At 37.3% G+C, this 17775-nt stretch carries 14 protein-coding genes; 3 read left to right on the top strand and 11 right to left on the bottom strand.

Going from position 1 to position 17775, the window contains the following annotated elements:
* Positions 1-70: 70 nt before the first annotated feature.
* The 10 genes from PH4a_RS15290 to PH4a_RS15245 form a co-directional block, all read right to left on the bottom strand.
* Positions 71-1186: a hypothetical protein gene (locus PH4a_RS15290; protein WP_129040938.1), complete on the bottom strand. Its 1116-nt coding sequence runs from the start codon at positions 1184-1186 to the stop codon at positions 71-73.
* Positions 1187-1188: 2 nt separating this feature from the next.
* Entirely contained in the window at positions 1189-2355 is a 1167-nt protein-coding gene (locus PH4a_RS15285) for an ABC transporter substrate-binding protein (RefSeq protein ID WP_164971550.1), read from the bottom strand.
* Positions 2356-2364: 9 nt separating this feature from the next.
* Positions 2365-4548 (bottom strand): TonB-dependent siderophore receptor, encoded by a 2184-nt coding sequence (locus tag PH4a_RS15280; RefSeq protein WP_129040934.1) that lies wholly within the window; start codon positions 4546-4548, stop codon positions 2365-2367.
* Between the two features lie 389 nt (positions 4549-4937).
* Positions 4938-6536, bottom strand: coding sequence for an ABC-F family ATPase (locus tag PH4a_RS15275; RefSeq protein WP_064719914.1), 1599 nt, complete (start codon positions 6534-6536; stop codon positions 4938-4940).
* A 228-nt stretch (positions 6537-6764) separates the two neighbouring features.
* On the bottom strand, positions 6765-7394 hold the full coding sequence (locus PH4a_RS15270) for an NAD(P)H-binding protein (protein WP_129040933.1): 630 nt from the start codon (positions 7392-7394) through the stop codon (positions 6765-6767).
* Positions 7395-7400: 6 nt separating this feature from the next.
* Entirely contained in the window at positions 7401-7889 is a 489-nt protein-coding gene (hutX, locus tag PH4a_RS15265; RefSeq protein ID WP_129040931.1) for a heme utilization cystosolic carrier protein HutX, read from the bottom strand.
* 60 nt (positions 7890-7949) lie between these two features.
* On the bottom strand, positions 7950-9296 hold the full coding sequence (gene hutW / locus PH4a_RS15260; protein WP_129040929.1) for a heme anaerobic degradation radical SAM methyltransferase ChuW/HutW: 1347 nt from the start codon (positions 9294-9296) through the stop codon (positions 7950-7952).
* 15 nt (positions 9297-9311) lie between these two features.
* Complete coding sequence (locus tag PH4a_RS15255; protein ID WP_279634846.1) at positions 9312-10184, bottom strand: heme/hemin ABC transporter substrate-binding protein; 873 nt, start codon at positions 10182-10184, stop codon at positions 9312-9314.
* Between the two features lie 17 nt (positions 10185-10201).
* The gene (locus PH4a_RS15250) at positions 10202-12358 is read right to left on the bottom strand and encodes a TonB-dependent receptor plug domain-containing protein (protein ID WP_129040925.1); all 2157 of its coding nucleotides are present in this window, start codon (positions 12356-12358) and stop codon (positions 10202-10204) included.
* Positions 12359-12684: 326 nt separating this feature from the next.
* Complete coding sequence (locus PH4a_RS15245; protein ID WP_129040923.1) at positions 12685-13167, bottom strand: MarR family winged helix-turn-helix transcriptional regulator; 483 nt, start codon at positions 13165-13167, stop codon at positions 12685-12687.
* Positions 13168-13265: 98 nt separating this feature from the next.
* Between PH4a_RS15245 and PH4a_RS15240 the strand changes: the two genes are divergently transcribed.
* Positions 13266-14132 carry an EamA family transporter gene (locus tag PH4a_RS15240; RefSeq protein WP_129040921.1) on the top strand — a complete coding sequence of 289 codons (867 nt, stop codon included), beginning with the start codon at positions 13266-13268 and terminating at the stop codon, positions 14130-14132.
* A gap of 86 nt (positions 14133-14218) precedes the next feature.
* The gene (locus PH4a_RS15235; RefSeq protein WP_129040919.1) at positions 14219-14677 is read left to right on the top strand and encodes a YaiI/YqxD family protein; all 459 of its coding nucleotides are present in this window, start codon (positions 14219-14221) and stop codon (positions 14675-14677) included.
* 96 nt (positions 14678-14773) lie between these two features.
* Here the strand turns inward: PH4a_RS15235 and PH4a_RS15230 are convergent, their stop codons facing one another.
* Complete coding sequence (locus tag PH4a_RS15230) at positions 14774-16012, bottom strand: TerD family protein (protein WP_129040917.1); 1239 nt, start codon at positions 16010-16012, stop codon at positions 14774-14776.
* A 172-nt stretch (positions 16013-16184) separates the two neighbouring features.
* On the opposite strand from PH4a_RS15230, the gene PH4a_RS15225 reads away from it, so the two are divergent.
* Positions 16185-17585: an amidohydrolase gene (locus PH4a_RS15225; RefSeq protein ID WP_129040915.1), complete on the top strand. Its 1401-nt coding sequence runs from the start codon at positions 16185-16187 to the stop codon at positions 17583-17585.
* The last annotated feature ends 190 nt before the right edge of the window (positions 17586-17775 follow it).

The following is a 17775-nucleotide window of genomic DNA, read 5'->3' as shown; positions in this document are numbered from 1 at the left end:
ACGCTGATATATTTACAAATTAGCCCCATTAATGCGAATAATTAATTTATTGGGGCTATTTATTAATAACCTAAAGCTCAATCCAAGCGATACGCCCCCCCACAGATGTACTACGATGATTTGCTGCATGGCTAAGGCAAAGTGTACGCATTCCAGCACATTGCTGTGAATACCAAGCACCGCCTCGCATTAATGCTCTTTTTCCATAATTACGAAGATAAACTTGATCGTTATCTTGCTGACTAATTGCTGGATATAATCCTAATATTTTAAAAATATCAGCAACAATACAATTACTTTGTAATGATATGGCATTGAATTCGCCATCCATTAATCCCGCAGGATAGCTATTATCTTTCGGATCACCGTTATAGTGTTTTATTGACGTTGATAAAATAGGAAGCCCTGCATTACCATCACAATATGCAGAAGGCGAATCATATTTCGCACTATTTTGATTTTTTATTGGTAATGTATTTCCGGTTAATAAATCTAACGAGTACCACTTTTCTTTAATTGTCGAGTTACCACAAAATACCGCATTATTATCTTTAATTATTTGAATTTCACCAGCATCTAATTGCATTCCACTTTGCCATTCCCACAAGTTGCCACATAAATCGCTAATACCAAATTCACTATTATCGTGATACCAATTTTCCCATTGTGGCGCTGTTATTGTTGTCGGATCACCCGTTGTAAAATCAGTATCACCAGCAGGTTTATTATCCACACGCACGGTCTCTTGGTGTGGATGTAAAAAACTGCGTCCATAGTCAGTATTGCCATCTTCTGTCATTTTATGATGACGACACCAAAGCATTAGCGCGGCCCATTCTGCGTGAGTGCTTAAATGAAAACTTTTTCCTGTTTGTTGTGAACGTCGCTGAAACGTAGGTAAATCAAATAAAGTTGCTGGTTTTTGGTCTGGTAAGCTTAATAATTCATCTTGATGAATTGATGCTGGATAACACGCATAAAAGAAAGCATCTTTTATTTCATCATTAACAATAAAAGCAGGATGAACTGTATCACCAAGATTATCTGATACCTCATTTAAATTAAATCGAGGTACGACATACATATAATTTGGCTGTCCTTTAGCGGAATATAAAATAGTACGTTTACCCGATGATTGTGTTTCAACTTTAATACGCAGAGGGTCGGGTGAATAGATATCAAACATAATTATTCCTTTTCTTGAGGCAGTAATGTCACCCAATAGCCTTCTTGCCATTTAACAGGGAGAAATTGGTCATAATAGTCATAAAAAATAGTATCGACATTGAGATGAGAGAATTGTTTAGGGTGCAACCATTTCGCCATTTGTAAAACGGCAATAAAACCAAATGGACTATCATAAAAAGTGTGCCAAATAGCATAAACTTGCCGCGTTTTAACAGCACCGAGTGTTTTATAAGCAAGACGCTGCATTAATCTCTCAAGCTGTAATTTAGCTTGTTGCAAATTAGCGCCAGGACCTAAATTAACCCAATCGCCAGTTGGGTTGTAGCTACTCCAATCAGCACCAGTTAAAAATATTTTGTCAGGTTTTGAATAAATAACCGTTTCTTGGTTTAATAAACCGTAGGTACTTGTTATATATTCAGATCCTAGATTTTTACCACCGGCAACTTGTAACATTTGTCCCATGCTGCCATTGCCATAAGAGAGACAACATTCGGGGGTGAAACCCGCAGCACGTTCAAATAAAATATTTGGTCTAACAAAAGGCGTTTGATGTAAACGCTGTTCTACTTGGGCTAACTGTTGCTGGCGAAATAAGTTCATTGCTTGGCTACGTTGTGTATTCCCTAGTAAATTTCCCATAATCTCTGTACTGATTGGTGTGTTGTTAAGTGGGTCGATACTTAAATCAAACACTATCACCAGAATATTGGCTTTTGTGAGCACATCTAAAACACCATTAACGCTAATTGCTCGATAAGTACCTATTGCCACAATAATGACATCTGGCTTTAACGAAATGAGTTTTTCACTATTAAAATGTCCACTCGACATAGCGCTAAATTCAGGTAGCGACAGTAATTGAGGAAATGCTTGAGTATATTGGCGATACAAACTTAAATCAGCGGTACGAAATGCAGAGGGCATAGCAATAAGACGCTCATCAAAAGCGCCTGTTGTATTAATAGTGGCTACGGCGGCATAAAGCAAAAACAGTCCGCTATCTGCAATATAAATTTTATTTAAATTACTGGGTAATGTGACTTCTCGTTTTAAAATATCAACAATGGTTTTCTGTTTTTGTTTAGCATAAACAGGAAATGGGCTGGCTAATAATAATGAGAATGCACTGGCACCTTTTAGTAATGAACGTCGATAATTATTCATGTTCATATCCTAAAAATAGTAATTTAATACACCAAGCACCACTCGATCAGTACCAACGCTGCAATAAGTAGAGCTAGTACAACTGGCAACATAGGATTTATTGGTTAAATTACTTACCGTTAATCCTAATTCTAATCCTTGTAATTCACTATTAATTGCAGCTAATTGATAACGGAAACTGACATCAGCTAACCATACTGCGGGTACTTTAAACGTATTGGTATTGTCACCATAAGTAGAGCCTAAATAACGCACACCAGCACCTAACAACGCGCCATTAAAATAAGGCTGACGAAAACGGTAATCTATCCATGCAGATCCTGTATGAGCAGGTACTTGAACAGGATGTTTATTTAATGTCGTTGGATCACTGGTTGAAGTAACAATATTGTGCGTATAAGCATAATTCAGCATCATATTAACTTGTGGTGTTAATACTAATTTGCTTTCAAACTCCACACCACGCGAGCGAATTTCACCTGATTGTTGATAATAATCTGGATTTCTAGGGTTATGAGTGGTTACGTTTTCTTGGGTTAATTCATAAACAGCAACACTCACTAAGTGAGCAGCTTGTGGATCTTGATATTTAACACCTACTTCATACTGTCTTGATTTCATTGGAATAAATGCTTTTCCATCAGCATCTGTACCTAGAACCGGATCAAAACTATCAGATGTGCTTATCCAAGGTGAAAAACCATTATTAAATTGATAACTTAGTCCAACACGATGGCTCCAGGCTGTGTTATGGCTGGTTTGTATCGTACCTGAAATTTGATTATGTGTGTCTAAATCAGCGCTATCGTAACGGCCACTGAGTAATAAATTCCATTGTTGCCAACGTAGGTGGTCTTGTAAATAGTAGCCATATCGATCAAATTGTTGTTTTGTAGATGTGCGTGCAACGGGATAAGGCGTGAAATCCGGCTTGTGGTTATCTGCCCAAGGGTCAATACTCACCGTTTGAGAACCCCACCAATCTTTAGTCATATAACCATGTTGATAATCAAATCCAGCCATTAACCTATGGTCAATATCCCACGTAGCGACCTTACCAATTAACTGATTATCTGTTACCCATGTTTCTGATTTGCTTGGTGCTTCTTGATATACCGCAGTCAAGAAACGATCACCAGGTAGAAAGCCGCGGGTATAGTCACGACTAATTTCAGTATCTACCTTCATAAAGCGAGTATTTTGCTTAAATTGCCACTGCGGATTAAGTTGGTATTCAAGTAATGAAGTGACAGATTGTTGTTTTCGATGAGAATTATCATGGCTTTGATTATTATAATTTCGATTAGGATCAACCTTACCATTGGGATTGGGCAGTAATCCTAATGCTTGAGCAGGCAGTGTATTGTAATAGCCCAGACGTGGCTCTTTCTGATATTGACCTAATAGCGTCCAATTAAGTGAATCATTAGGTTTCCATGTTATTGCTGGTGCAATAAGAAAACGCGTTTGCCGAGAAGAGGGCATTTGCGATCCTTGTTCAAGGGCCAAACCTGAAACACGATATAGCCAAGTTTCATCATCATTTAAGGCAGATGTAGTATCAAATTTGACGCTATGATTTTTATTATTTCCAGCTTGTAACTGAATTTGGTGCTGAGTTTCGGCTGAAGGGCGACGTGATATCATATTAATCACACCGCCAGCACCGCCTTGACCATATAGAGCAGAAGAGGGGCCATGCACTGCTTCTAAACTTTGTAGGCTCCAACTATCAATTTGCGGAGCCCAAATGCCGCTATTTCCCAGCATTCTTAGACCATCAAGATAATAATCTGCATCAAAACCACGCATTTTGGAATAATCAATACCACTACCAAAAGCACCAAACTTTTCACTCACAATACCAGAGCTATAACGCAACGCCTGACTAATAGATTCAGAAGGTAAATTATCAAGTTGAGCGCGATTAACGACAGAAACCATTTGTGGTGTTTCTAATAAACTGGCATCACTTTTAGTCGCTGTTGTCTGCTTCTTAGCGATATAACCGGTAGGTAATGACTCATTTTCATTACCGCTATCCGCAGTTACCACAATTTTTTCCGTAGTTTCTGCATAAACAGGAGATAGCGAAGTTAATGTAAATAATGTAGGAATAACAATAGAGTAGTAGTTACGTCCACTTTTAAATTGCTTGTTTTGACAATGATTATTTTCAGGTAATAGCAACATGATAATTCCATCGAAAATGAAAAATTGATAATGACTGACTCAGAGTCGGTAACATACAACAATGACCGACTGCCAGTCAATATAAATAATAATCATTTTCATTTAAGATGATGATGGAGTATACGTTTTTAATACTATAATCAGAAAAATAAGCAATATTTTATATTACACAATTTATTATTAAAAATTATGATGCGATAAATGAAAAATTATTACCTGATACTCCTTGACGATAAGAATAAATAAAGAAATAAAAAATAATCCAAAAATAGAAATATCAGAAAGTTACAACTAAATACAAATGTAAAATTAATTTATGCAAATAAAAAAGGCTTAGTAAATTTTACCAAGCCTTTTTTTATATTCTCTATTTGAAATAAATAGGGTGATTAAGCCTCAACACCTTTTTTCGCTAAGAACTCATCATAAGTTCCTTGGAAATTAGTCACTTTTTCTGGTGTGATCTCAATAATACGATTTGCAAGTGAACTGACAAATTCACGGTCATGAGAAACGAAAACTAATGTGCCTTGATACAGCTCTAATGCCATATTTAATGACTCAATTGATTCCATATCTAAGTGGTTAGTAGGCTCATCCATAATTAAGATATTTGGTTTTTGCATCATTAACTTACCAAATAACATTCTACCTTTTTCACCGCCGGATAATACTTGGACTGATTTTTTAAGATCATCTTGAGAAAATAGTAAACGACCTAACACACTACGAACAGATTGTTCGTCGTCTTCTGGCTTCATCCATAAACTCATCCAATCAAATACAGTCATATCAACTTCAAAATCAGTAGCATGATCCTGAGCGTAATAACCAATATTTGAATTTTCAGACCATTTTAAACGACCAGTATCTGGCGTTAATTCACCAACTAAGGTTTTAATTAATGTTGATTTACCAACACCGTTATTACCTAAAATAGCAACTTTTTCGCCCACTTCCAGCATCATATTGACGTTTTTAAACAGCGGGGCGTTGTCATCATAGCCTTTAGAGATGTTTTCCACTTCAAGCGCATTACGGAATAACTTTTTCTCTTGGTCAAAACGAATAAATGGGTTTTGACGACTAGACGCTTTAACTTCAGCTAATTGGATTTTTTCAATTTGTTTAGCACGAGAGGTCGCCTGACGCGATTTCGATGCATTAGCACTAAAACGGCTAACAAAAGATTGTAACTCGTTAATTTGTGCTTTTTTCTTGGCGTTATCAGCTAATAAACGCTCACGCGCTTGAGTCGCTGCAAACATATATTCATCATAATTACCTGGATGAACTGCTAATGCACCGTAATCAAGATCAGCCATATGCGTACACACCATATTTAGAAAGTGACGGTCATGGGAAATAATGATCATGGTACTGTTACGTTCATTCAATGTTTGCTCAAGCCAACGAATGGTATCAATATCCAAGTTGTTCGTTGGTTCGTCGAGTAACAGAATATCTGGATCAGCAAACAAGGCTTGAGCCAAAAGTACACGCAATTTCCAACCCGGTGCGACTTCACTCATCGGGCCGTTATGTTGTTCTAGCGGGATGCCAACATTTAACAGTAACTCACCAGCACGAGATTCAACTGTATATCCGTCCATTTCGCCGAATTTAACTTCAAGATCAGCGACACGTAAACCATCTTCTTCACTCATTTCAGGTAAGTTATAGATGCGCTCGCGCTCTTGTTTAACTTCCCACAGTTCAGTGTGTCCCATAATCACAGTATCAAGCACTGTAAATTCTTCATAAGCAAATTGGTCTTGTTTTAATTTACCAAGGCGCTCATTAGGATCGAGAAATACGTTGCCGCTACTTGGGACTAAATCGCCACCAAGAATTTTCATAAAAGTTGATTTGCCGCTGCCGTTAGCACCGATTAAACCATAGCGGTTTCCGCCACCAAATTTGACAGAAATGTTTTCAAACAGTGGCTTAGAGCCAAACTGCATAGTGATATTATTGCTGATTAACAAGACGAATACTCATTATTAGTGAATGACAAAAGGTAATGGGGCGGCATTATGCCACAAGTTGCCCCCATTAAGACAGCAAAGTGATAAATGACTTACTAAGAAATTATTTGCGGGATAAAAATATATCATAAAATGAATAACTAAAATAAATCACAATAAGAAAAAGAGATAACTCAAATAAGCTATCTCTTTTCTATATTATTAGTGTGATATTAGTATTCTACAATATTATTTTTTAACCGGAACTAAGCCTGGTTCAACGACAGAATAGACTTGATCATCTAATAATTCAGCATCTAATAGTTTGGCAACTAGTCGAGCGACATCACGACGATTCACCAAGCCATGTATTTCTTCATATTGATAAAGCTGCGCTTTTCCTGTTTCTTCCCCATTGAGTAATCCACCAGGGCGCACTATCGCATAATCGAAACGGCTCGTTTGCAACCACACTTCAGCAAGCGACTTTTCTCTTACCGCTTGGCCAAATGCTGCTTTGGCGCGATCTGATAATGCAGTCCAGCTATCTCCACATCCTAATGAAGACACCATTAACATTCGGCTAAATCCCATTAACTCTGCAGTATCAATGACTGTTCTATGGGCTAAGTAATCATTTTCGCCACCCATAGTTGAAATAATATCCGCATCATTACCTGCAAGTCTTAGTACTTGTTGAACCGCATTAATATCTGTGGCATCACCAATAACGGTTTTGATGCCTTTTTCAGTTAACCGTTTTGCAGCTGCTGCATGACGAACTAAAGCGACAATAGGGCGTTGCTGTTCAATTCCGATATCAGCAATATGTGAGCCAACACCTTGACCACCAGCACCAAAAATAACCCATGTTTTCACGTTATTTTATTCCTCGTTTAATTGTTTTGCTAACTGGCGAAAAGCGGATAATTGCTCAGGTAAAAGTTGTCTATGTTCATCACGCCCTAAAAAAATCTTAAACATAGCAGCCCCGGTTTGATTAAAAAACAGAATCGAAGCGGTATCCATCCCCATAAATTTACGTTCAACCATTGCAATATATTGACAATTTTCGGCTTTAATATGCCCAGTCATGCCTTTTTTGCCACGCAAATTAAAATAGCCATGACGATGAAAACCACTTGGTAATTCACCACTAAACTCGAGTATAACGTCTTGTGTATGTACTAACGTTGTTACATTTCCCCACCGCATAACATTATCCCATACTGTATCGAATTGTGTGCCATTCATCACTGAGCGTAAGGGTAAATGTCTCACAACCTCTAATAAGCTGGTATTAAATTGTGTGGCAATAGTTTCTAGGGTTCCATCAGGTTCAGTAATTAAAAATTGTTGTAATTCTGTATTCATGGTTATTATTCCCATTTTTTATTTAGTCGGTTTATATAATAATTAAAGCGTTACCACACACTATCGAGGGGTGTTTAATTGCAAAATAAGTTGTTGTAATGAAGTCAATAAATTACTTGCCCAAAACCGACCTTCGTTGGTGAGTTTCATACAAAGAAAATCGTCTTCAACAAGACCCGCTTGATACCATTGACTTAATAAAGGAGAGAGCAGCGTAGCCTGTGGACTAAGTCTTGCTAAATCAACGCGACCAGATTCAATACCTGCTTGTAATTCATGACGCCAACGAAAACCGCTATCTGTGGTTTTGCTCATCATCATCAATGGTTTTTGGTTATCTGAAATTTTCTGGTAATAACTATCTAATGAGCGATCTATCATCCATGAATAACCGTTAACGGAGCCCCCCGCACCAGAGCCAAATGCAAGACAATCTGCGCCTTGTTTAATTAATAAATTATATAGATTGCGCTCGCGGGTTGTTCTTGCCCAATGGCTATTACTTATTTGGCGCCAACCAACGTTTTCCATAAAATCGCAACCTTGCAGATAAAGATCTCGGCGTTGTGTTGGCGATGGTACAGTGATGCGTTGATTTTCTACTGCTTTACCCAATGGCGTATTAGGTAATAAATTGAGCGCATAAAGATCAACACCATCTAAACCAATATCGTTAGCTATTTCTAAATCTTCGGCCCAATTTGTTGCATCTTGATTTGGTAAACCAAATAACAAATCACATACAACAGCAGCTTTATCTCGTTGGCATAATCCTTTCATAAACTTAATAGCTTCAGTACCTGTTGAAGTACGAGCCATACGTTTACGAATTTTACTATTAAAAGTTTGAATACCAATAGAAAATCGATTAGCACCTGCATCTAAGCAAGCATCGATACGATTATCGTCAAAGTTTAATACGCGACCTTCTATTGTAATTTCACAATCAGGCGCTAAAGGAAGCGATTGACGCAAATGAGTGATAACGCGAAAAAGATCTTTGGCAGATAAAGCAGAAGGGGTACCACCACCAAAGTAAACAGCATGTATCGGTGCTGATTGATAAAGTAAGCTGTCTGCTTCAGCTGATATCTCACGTAATAATGCGTCAGTATAGCGCGCACAAGCCTCTTCATAATAATTATTCTGATAAAAACCACAAAAAGTACAATGAGTTGCACAAAAAGGAATATGAATATAAAGCAGTCTTTTACACGCTGGCGTTTTGCTATTTAATAATGCTTGCCAAGTTGTTTGCTGATCTTCTTTCGCGATGGGTGCAGATCCTCTCCACGGCATTGTTGCATGGCGATCACGAAAAGGTGAATCGCCATCAAGCGCAAAGTGAGGCGTAAAATCAATCTCAGAAGATGAAATTATTGATTGTGTAACTACATTTGCTTTCATTAAATCATTCCTGCCTTACTTTGCATTATTTGCATTATTATCTGAGGCTGTTGGATAAAACTGCTGATGCAATAATTCAACCGCATCCACAATACGTGGACCCATTCCTAAAATAAGTGATTGATCAATTTCGATAATACGTTGGTTTTTCCATGCTTGAGTCATCGAAACACCCGGCACAGAAGCTAATCCATTTGCGGCACGTAAATTCCCAGTGTGATTTTCTTGGCTTTGTGTCGTGATAACAATGATTTCAGGATCAGCAGCAATGATTGCCTCGGCACTATAAATGCGATAGTTCTCATGCATTGCAATATTATTACCACCAGCTAACGTCAAAATAGCATCGGCAACACTGGTTTTACCGGCAACTTGTGGAATACCGCCACCGGGTGAGAGAAAAAACATCACTTTAACGGGGCGTTTCACTTGTTTATTCCTTTCAGCGACTACAGCTAAACGCGCTTGTAAAGAGGCGATTAACGCCTCTGCTTCAGTCTGCTTATCAAGAGAATGGGCTAAAGTCCGAATATTTTCGAGCATTAGCTCAAATGTGGCGGGTGTACGAGGTAGTGAAATAACATTAACCTTATGCTGTGCTAATTGGCGTAATACCATTTTTGGTTCAGCATCTTCCCATGTAACAAAGGTAGTAGGGCGCAATGACAAAATACCCTCGGTACTAAGTTGTTTCCAGTAACCAATATGAGGTAGAGATTTAGTGTGCTCTGGGTAAGAGGTTGTTTCATCAACACCAACAACTTTATCACCTGCATTCATAGCGTAAATTAGTTCGGTAATAGAACCACCCGCAATAACCCAACGCTCATTTTTTTCATTGTCTTTTGCCATTAAATTAAATGGTAAAAAACACAAGATACAGGTCATTAATATTTTTTTCATGATCAAAATACCCACGTCAGACCAACTGCAGCATTTATACCTGCTTCAGGAATAGATTCATGAGCCGTTTGATAACGTTTATTTAGAATATTATTTAAATCAAAGTTAATACGGTATTGATCCTTTTCACCGAACTCACTGCTTAAAGCGAGGTTAACTGTCGCCCAACCAGCATATTGTTGTTTATTATCGCCATTACTTTCATCTTTAGCATGTGTTGCTGCTCTTAAATATAAATCTGACATTAAATTCATATTTTCAAACATTAATAAATGCTTAGCACCCACTCGCGTGGTTACCGCAGGCTCACCCGTATTCCATGTTTTTAGATTAGGATTAATATATTGGCGACGCATAATATTAGCGGAAATATAAGGAGTAACAGACCATCCTTGATATTGCGCCATTATTTCCATGCCGTAGGTTTTTGCTCGATTAATATTGTCGTAATAAAAGTAATCAGCTCGGCCAGTTTTACTATTACCTTCGCAAATACTTTCACCAGCACAAGCAATAGAGGTGATATAATTTTTAGCCTCTGAATAATAAAGTGCACTATCGATATACCAATTATTACCTTTATAACGAGCACCCAATTCCACGTTATTAGAGTGTTCTGCATCAAGGTCACGATTACCATAAGTTACCGCTCCGCCAGCTGTAGTATTCATAAATTGCTGAACAAGTGTTGGAAAAACATAACCTTGAGCAAATGCGAGTCGTAATTCAGTATCTTGAAAACCGGAGTAACGCAGGCTCGATGACACAATAAATGCATTATCTCTTACAGTATCAGCAGCTAATATCTTATTGCTTGTTCCTGTTTTACTGTGATGTACCGTTTCATCGCCATCTTGTAACTCTGATTTCAGCCAATATTGTCTAGCTCCCAGTGTCCATGACCAGTTATCCGCCATTTTCCAATCGTTTTGAGCAAAAAGAGAACCATTAGTTTGTTTGCTACGATTATGTAATAACGACTGTTTGTCATAATTAACTGCCGGAGGAAATCCCGTCATGCTATTTGATGATGTATGACCCACGGATGTTTGTTTGACTTTATCTTGCTGATATTGCGCGCCAAGGATCAGTTCATTATTCGCAGGCAAAGTAAAATTAGCCTGAATAGTAACACCATAAGTATTTTGCGTATCTTCAGACTGAGTGCGATTTTTTACTGTTAAATTGCCAATCATTGGGCTACCCGTTGGAGTAACAACGCCGACGCGATTTTCAAATTGACGCTCAATTTTTTGTGTATAAGCATCAATATGAAGTTTTTTGAAATAATCGGCCTCGACATTATAATCATAGAATAAACCGATTTTTTCACGCTCAAGTTTTGGTATTTTTACGCTAAACTCTTGATATTGTCCTTCATCAGCATAATAAGATTGTGTGCTTAACTCATAGCGATCAAGCGACAAAACAAACTTGTGTTTATCTAATCGATAGCCTAACCATGCACCTTGGCCATTATTTCTAAAATGTGTATTAGGTAAACGACCATCTGGTGTATCACGATCACCGTGATCAGCATAACTTCCATTTAAGCGATATTCAAAATCACCCACAGAACCAGAAAGTAATGCTGACTCACGCCATCCCATTGTTGCCGAATCATAAACAACTTTAACATTACCGCCGAAAGGCTTATCACCCCCTTTCTGCGTAATTAAATTTACCACACCACCAATAGCTTGCGATCCATAAAGTACAGAATAGGGGCCTTTAACAACTTCGATGCGCTCTAATGCAGATTCATCAATCAAAATACCTGCACCATAATTTTGTCCACCTCGCTGATAAGTCACTTCTTGCCCATCAACTAATAACAAAACACGAGAGGAAGACTCGCCCCGAATACGAATTTGCTTACGTCCAGCAAGGCTATTATCTGTAACATCAATTCCGGGGATATCACGTAACTGATCGGCAATAGAAGATGAAGTGGAATTAATTAAACTTTCTTTATCAATAACTTGAATAGTTGCAGGGCTACTCCATAAAGAAGCCTCATTACGCGTAGTTGTAACAACCATCGTTTCTTCTTTATTAGAAGCGTTAGAAGTAGAAGAGGCGGAGTTAGCCATTACATATGGAGATAGAGCAAGAGTGAGTGTAGATAACACGAAGCAAGATTTAATTTGAGTACACATTATTGCGAATCCTAATGAGATCAATAATTATTATCATTCGCTTTATAATTTAACTTTTATCATTCATCAACCAGTAAATAGCAAATAGAATACATCTTTGATGTAGATCAAGATAAAAATGTGATCTTATACAGAATAGATGATTAAACAGACAGAAATGGCACAAAAAGGAGGGTTTTTAGTCAAAAATAGAATATTGATAAATAAGAACAATTAAGCACTTGTTATTCTTACTTTTCACTTAAATAGTCATATTCAATAAATTTAAATAAAGAAAAGAACCGATAAGAAGGCGAGGACAGTTAATAATAAGCTGATATTATCGACTATTCTAAAGAGGTCAGAAAAACTTTAAGTAATTGATTCAATGTTTGTTGCTCTTGAGTAGATAACCCTTCGACTAAACGTTTTTGGTTTTTTACATGGGCCTCAATAACTCGATTAATTAATTCAAGTCCTTCAGGCGTTAAGGAAACTAAAAAACTACGTCCATCTTCAGGATTTACTTTACGAATTACCCATCCTGCTTTTTCTAGCTGGTCAATACGATTTGTCATCGTGCCAGATGTCACCATTAAAGTAGATAACATTTCACCAGGGGATAAGGTATAAGGTTCTCCTGCTCGACGTAATGTAGCCAGCACATCAAAACTAGAGGTATTTAGACCAAATTGGCTAAATACTTTCTCCATTTCACGAGAAAGATGCAGGGTGATATTCCCTAACCGACCAATTAATCCCATCGGACTAATATCAAGATCAGGTCTTTCACGCTGCCATTGTTGTGTAATTTTATCGATTCTATCCATGCATTCATCATGGCAATAATTTATCTTGACGTCAAGCTACTATCAACTTATCTTGACCTCAAGATAAATCACCGTAATTAAATTACCAGAGCAAATATATGAATCGATATACCATTCTTTTTCTTACTGCTTTAGCCCCCATTGTGTGGGGCAGTACTTATATTGTTACCACTGAAATGTTGCCCGCTAATGTACCAATGACTCTAGCTGCATTACGTGCATTACCTGCCGGAATTTTATTATTAATTATAATGAGACAACTTCCTCAAGGTATTTGGTGGTTACGAGTTGCCATTTTAGGTATTTTAAATTTCTCCCTATTTTGGTGGTTACTGTTTATTTCTGCTTATCGCTTACCCGGTGGTGTTGCGGCAACTGTTGGTGCAGTACAACCGCTCATTGTATTATTTTTATCACGCTGGTTATTACAAAACCGTTTATCGTGGCTTTCGGTATCGGCTGCATTAAGTGGAATTTTTGGCGTTGCAATATTATTACTCACACCAAATGCAGCACTTGATCCTCTCGGAATTATTGCAGGTTTATGTGGCGCATTATCAATGGCGGCGGGTACTGTATTAAGCCGACGTTGGCAGCCATCTGTCAGCCCCCTTACTTTCACAGCATGGCAGTTAACAGCAGGGGGATTAATTTTACTGCCTTTTGCATTATGGTTTGAGCCCACATTACCCCCATTAACAGCTATTAATCTGCTTGGATTAGCTTATTTAACCCTTATTGGTGGCGCTATTACTTATATTCTTTGGTTTAGAGGCTTAGCCTTATTAGGCCCAAGTTCGGTGGCTTCATTAGGATTTTTAAGCCCATTAAGTGCTGTTATTTTAGGTTGGGCACTATTAGATCAACAATTAAGTACGTTACAACTCTTTGGTATGACGGTGATATTGGCTAGCATTTGGGTTAGCCAACAATCAGAAAAACGTGCTTTAGCAAAGCTAAAATAACTTATTCTTCATTAAGGTATTAATATGTTATTTTAAAAAGCATCAAAACATAGTGTTAAATAAAGAATAATCAAGAGAGAGTTATTATGCCTATATGGGTAGATGCTGATGCTTGTCCTAAAGTAATAAAAGAAGTGTTATATCGTGCAGCAGATAGAGAAAAAATGATTGTCACTTTTGTGGCTAACCAGCGATTAACCATACCAGCATCGCCTTTTTTACGTACATTACAAGTTCCTGCCGGATTTGATGTTGCTGATAATGAAATTGTACGTAGAGCTGAAAGTGGCGATTTAATTATTACTGCAGATATTCCATTAGCCGCTGAAGTAATAGAAAAGGGAGCTGTCGCACTTAACCCTCGAGGTGAACGCTATACTGAAGCGACCATACGTGAGCGTTTAAATATCCGAGATTTTATGGACACAATGCGAGCCAGTGGTATTCAAACCGGCGGCCCAGCAAGTTTAAATCAACGTGATCGCCAGCTATTTGCGAATGAATTAGATAAATGGCTTTTACAGCAAAGAAACAAAGCTAAGTAAATTTACTGTATATATTATCTGCAATAAAAACGGGCCTATTTATCATTGCCCGTTTTCTTTAGGATAAACTGTAAATTATAGCTATTTTATAACATGTTACACATAACGTTTGCTACCTGAGCTACTTGGTTTTTTCCCTTTAAACACATGAGGGCCGTCCATCGTTAATTTAAGCTCATTATCTATACGAGTTAACCAAGGTGTCGCTTCACTGCCTGCTCGAGAGGTAACACCCGATGGTTTTAATGTAATGCTATCTTGATCAATTTCAATAATACCAATCACATAGGTATAAATCATATTATTGAAAAAGCCTTTTTTATATTCACAAGAACATTCAACAATTTGATTGCCATATTCCATTCTCATGGTAGGTTTCAATGACGCCACAGAAACACAACCGTTGCTAACAGCAGAATAAACACTGCATACTAATGCCACTTTACCGCCCATCAATTGTGATATTTCCGGATTAATTTCAACGGTTTCACAACCAGGTTGATCTCGACTAACACTAACAACATCACCTGTATGAAAGACAAAGGGATCGACATTAAAAGCACCGATTTTATCTGGCGCTTGAATGATAGACATTTGCCCATTTGGACGCAAAATACCCACACGTAGGTCTAAATCATCATTATCCTTACCATCTCCATTATCTATCCATGTTGCGCTCACTAAAATACGCTTAGGTGCATCACTACCTTTTAGTAAGGACACTTTATGGCTACTATCAGGTTTAGTCAGTTTCACCACACTTTTTTGAATATTTACAGGATTTACTGGTGGTGTAACAACTGGGACGGGCTCTTCAACGTCAATACCATAAAGATTACATAATCCAATAAGTCCCGAAGCAAATCCTTGCCATACTGCACGCACTTTATTTTGCCCATTTCTAATATAAAGCTCTAAAACAACAATTCCTGTTTCTTGTGAAAACTGACTTGGCGCTAACTCAATTATTTCATTATTTATCAATACTTGAGCTTTTAATTGTTGAACAGCAGAAAAACCACCGGCATTGCCATCCTGAGTTAGGGTTATCGCTATTTTAGTAACATGCGCGGGTAAGCAAGAGAAATCAAAATCAATACTATGAATAACAGTTGAGCCTTGTGTTACAGGAGAAATAAAAGAAGCTGCTCCCGAAATATGATGAGGGGCATTAAAGAACACCATATCTTCATCATTTACAACTTTACCTGATTCTGTCACTAAAAATGCAGTCAGATTAATATCAAGATTATCGCCTACCGCATGTGAAACTTTAACTTGTCCTTTGTTTATACTAAGAGACGTATTCTCACCCGGTTGTAATGTTTTACTCATGTAACCACTCCTTGATTGTGAAGACTAACTGCAAGAAATTAATGTGATATATATAATAATAACTTTAATTAATTATTTATTCGGTGATCTCTTTCACTTTCATTTGATATCAAAAATAGATGAATTTATTTATACTCTTTGAAAAATTCATCCATCAAGACAAGAGGTAATCATGTCGTTTTCTAAATCTATGCTTGCGTTGGCTGTTATGGCCGTCTCTTTTTCTAGTTATGCTGCTAAACAGGCTGATTTGATGATAGTCGATGGTACCGTTCTAACTATGAATAAACAAAATGAAATCATAGAACAAGGCACTGTCGTCGTAAAAGAAAATAAAATTGTCGCGGTGGGTGGCCCTGAACTGGCTAAAGAATATCAAGCAAATAAAGTATTAGATGTTGATGGTGATATTGTTATGCCGGGCCTTATTAATACTCATACTCATGGTTCGATGACCGTATTTCGTTCATTAGCAGATGATGTACCAGATAGACTTCATCGTTATATATTTCCACTAGAAAATAAGATGGTTTCTCGTGAAATGGTTCGTGTAGGTGCTAATTTAGCCAATATTGAAATGGTGAAAGGCGGTGTAACCACTTATGTTGATATGTATTATTTTGAAGATGAAGTTGCAAAAACGGTAGATAAAATGGGGAATCGAGCAGTATTAGGCGAATCCGTCATTAATTTCCCTGTTGCTGATGCACAAACGCCAGAAGAAGGTATTCAGTACGCGGTAAACTTTATTAAAGAATATAAAAATCATCCGCGAATTACGCCTGCTTTTGCTCCTCATGCTCCTTATACTAATACTACTGAGAACTTACAGAAAATTGCTAAGTTATCTATTGAACTCGACGTTCCTGTTATGATCCATTTAGCAGAAACAGACCGCGAACAAGAAGAAATTGCTAAACGTACTGGTGGTAAAAGCCCTGTACAATATATGGCTGATATTGGCGCATTAAATAATAAAGTGATTGCCGCTCATGCCATTATGGTTGATGAAAAAGATATCGATTTACTAAAAAAATATGATGTTGGTGTAGCACATAATATCAGCGCAAACACCAAATCAGCAAAAGGCGTAGCACCAGTAGTTACAATGTTAGAAAAGGGCGTTCGTGTTGGTTTAGGTACAGATGGTCCAATGTCGAGTAATACATTAACCACCATGAACGAACTGAATTTAGTTGGCAAAATTCATAAATTAGAAAATAAAGATCGTGCTGCAATGCCACCATTAACCGTTGTTGAACTTGCAACAATGGGGTCGGCAAAAGTACTGCATATGGAAGATAAATTAGGCTCATTAGAGCCTGGTAAATTAGCTGATATTATTGTTGTCGATACTAAATCACCAAATATGGTACCAATGTATAGTCCTTATGCAGCACTAGTCTACGGTGCTAATGGCAGTAATGTTCGCCATACAATTGTTGATGGTACAGTATTAATGCAAGATCGTAATTTACTCACTGTTGACGAAAATGCCATTATTAAAGAAGCTCAAGCATTTTCTGATAAAGTACGTAAAACTGTTATTGAAAGCGGTGAAATCGTTAAATAAAATCGCATTAGATTTAAATCTAAAAACTAAACGGATGTATTGGTAAATACTTTACATCCGTTTTTTATCACAAAAAATTTCTTTGTAAAAATAAAAACGTCACACTTAAGTAATACACCGTATTAAATAGTAAATATTTTAGCTGTTACCCGATAAATACTTTAATTATTTAATCCACTTCAATTAATAC

Source organism: Proteus hauseri, assembly GCF_004116975.1.
Classification (GTDB): domain Bacteria; phylum Pseudomonadota; class Gammaproteobacteria; order Enterobacterales; family Enterobacteriaceae; genus Proteus; species Proteus hauseri.
This window is presented reverse-complemented; position numbering and strand designations above follow the sequence as displayed.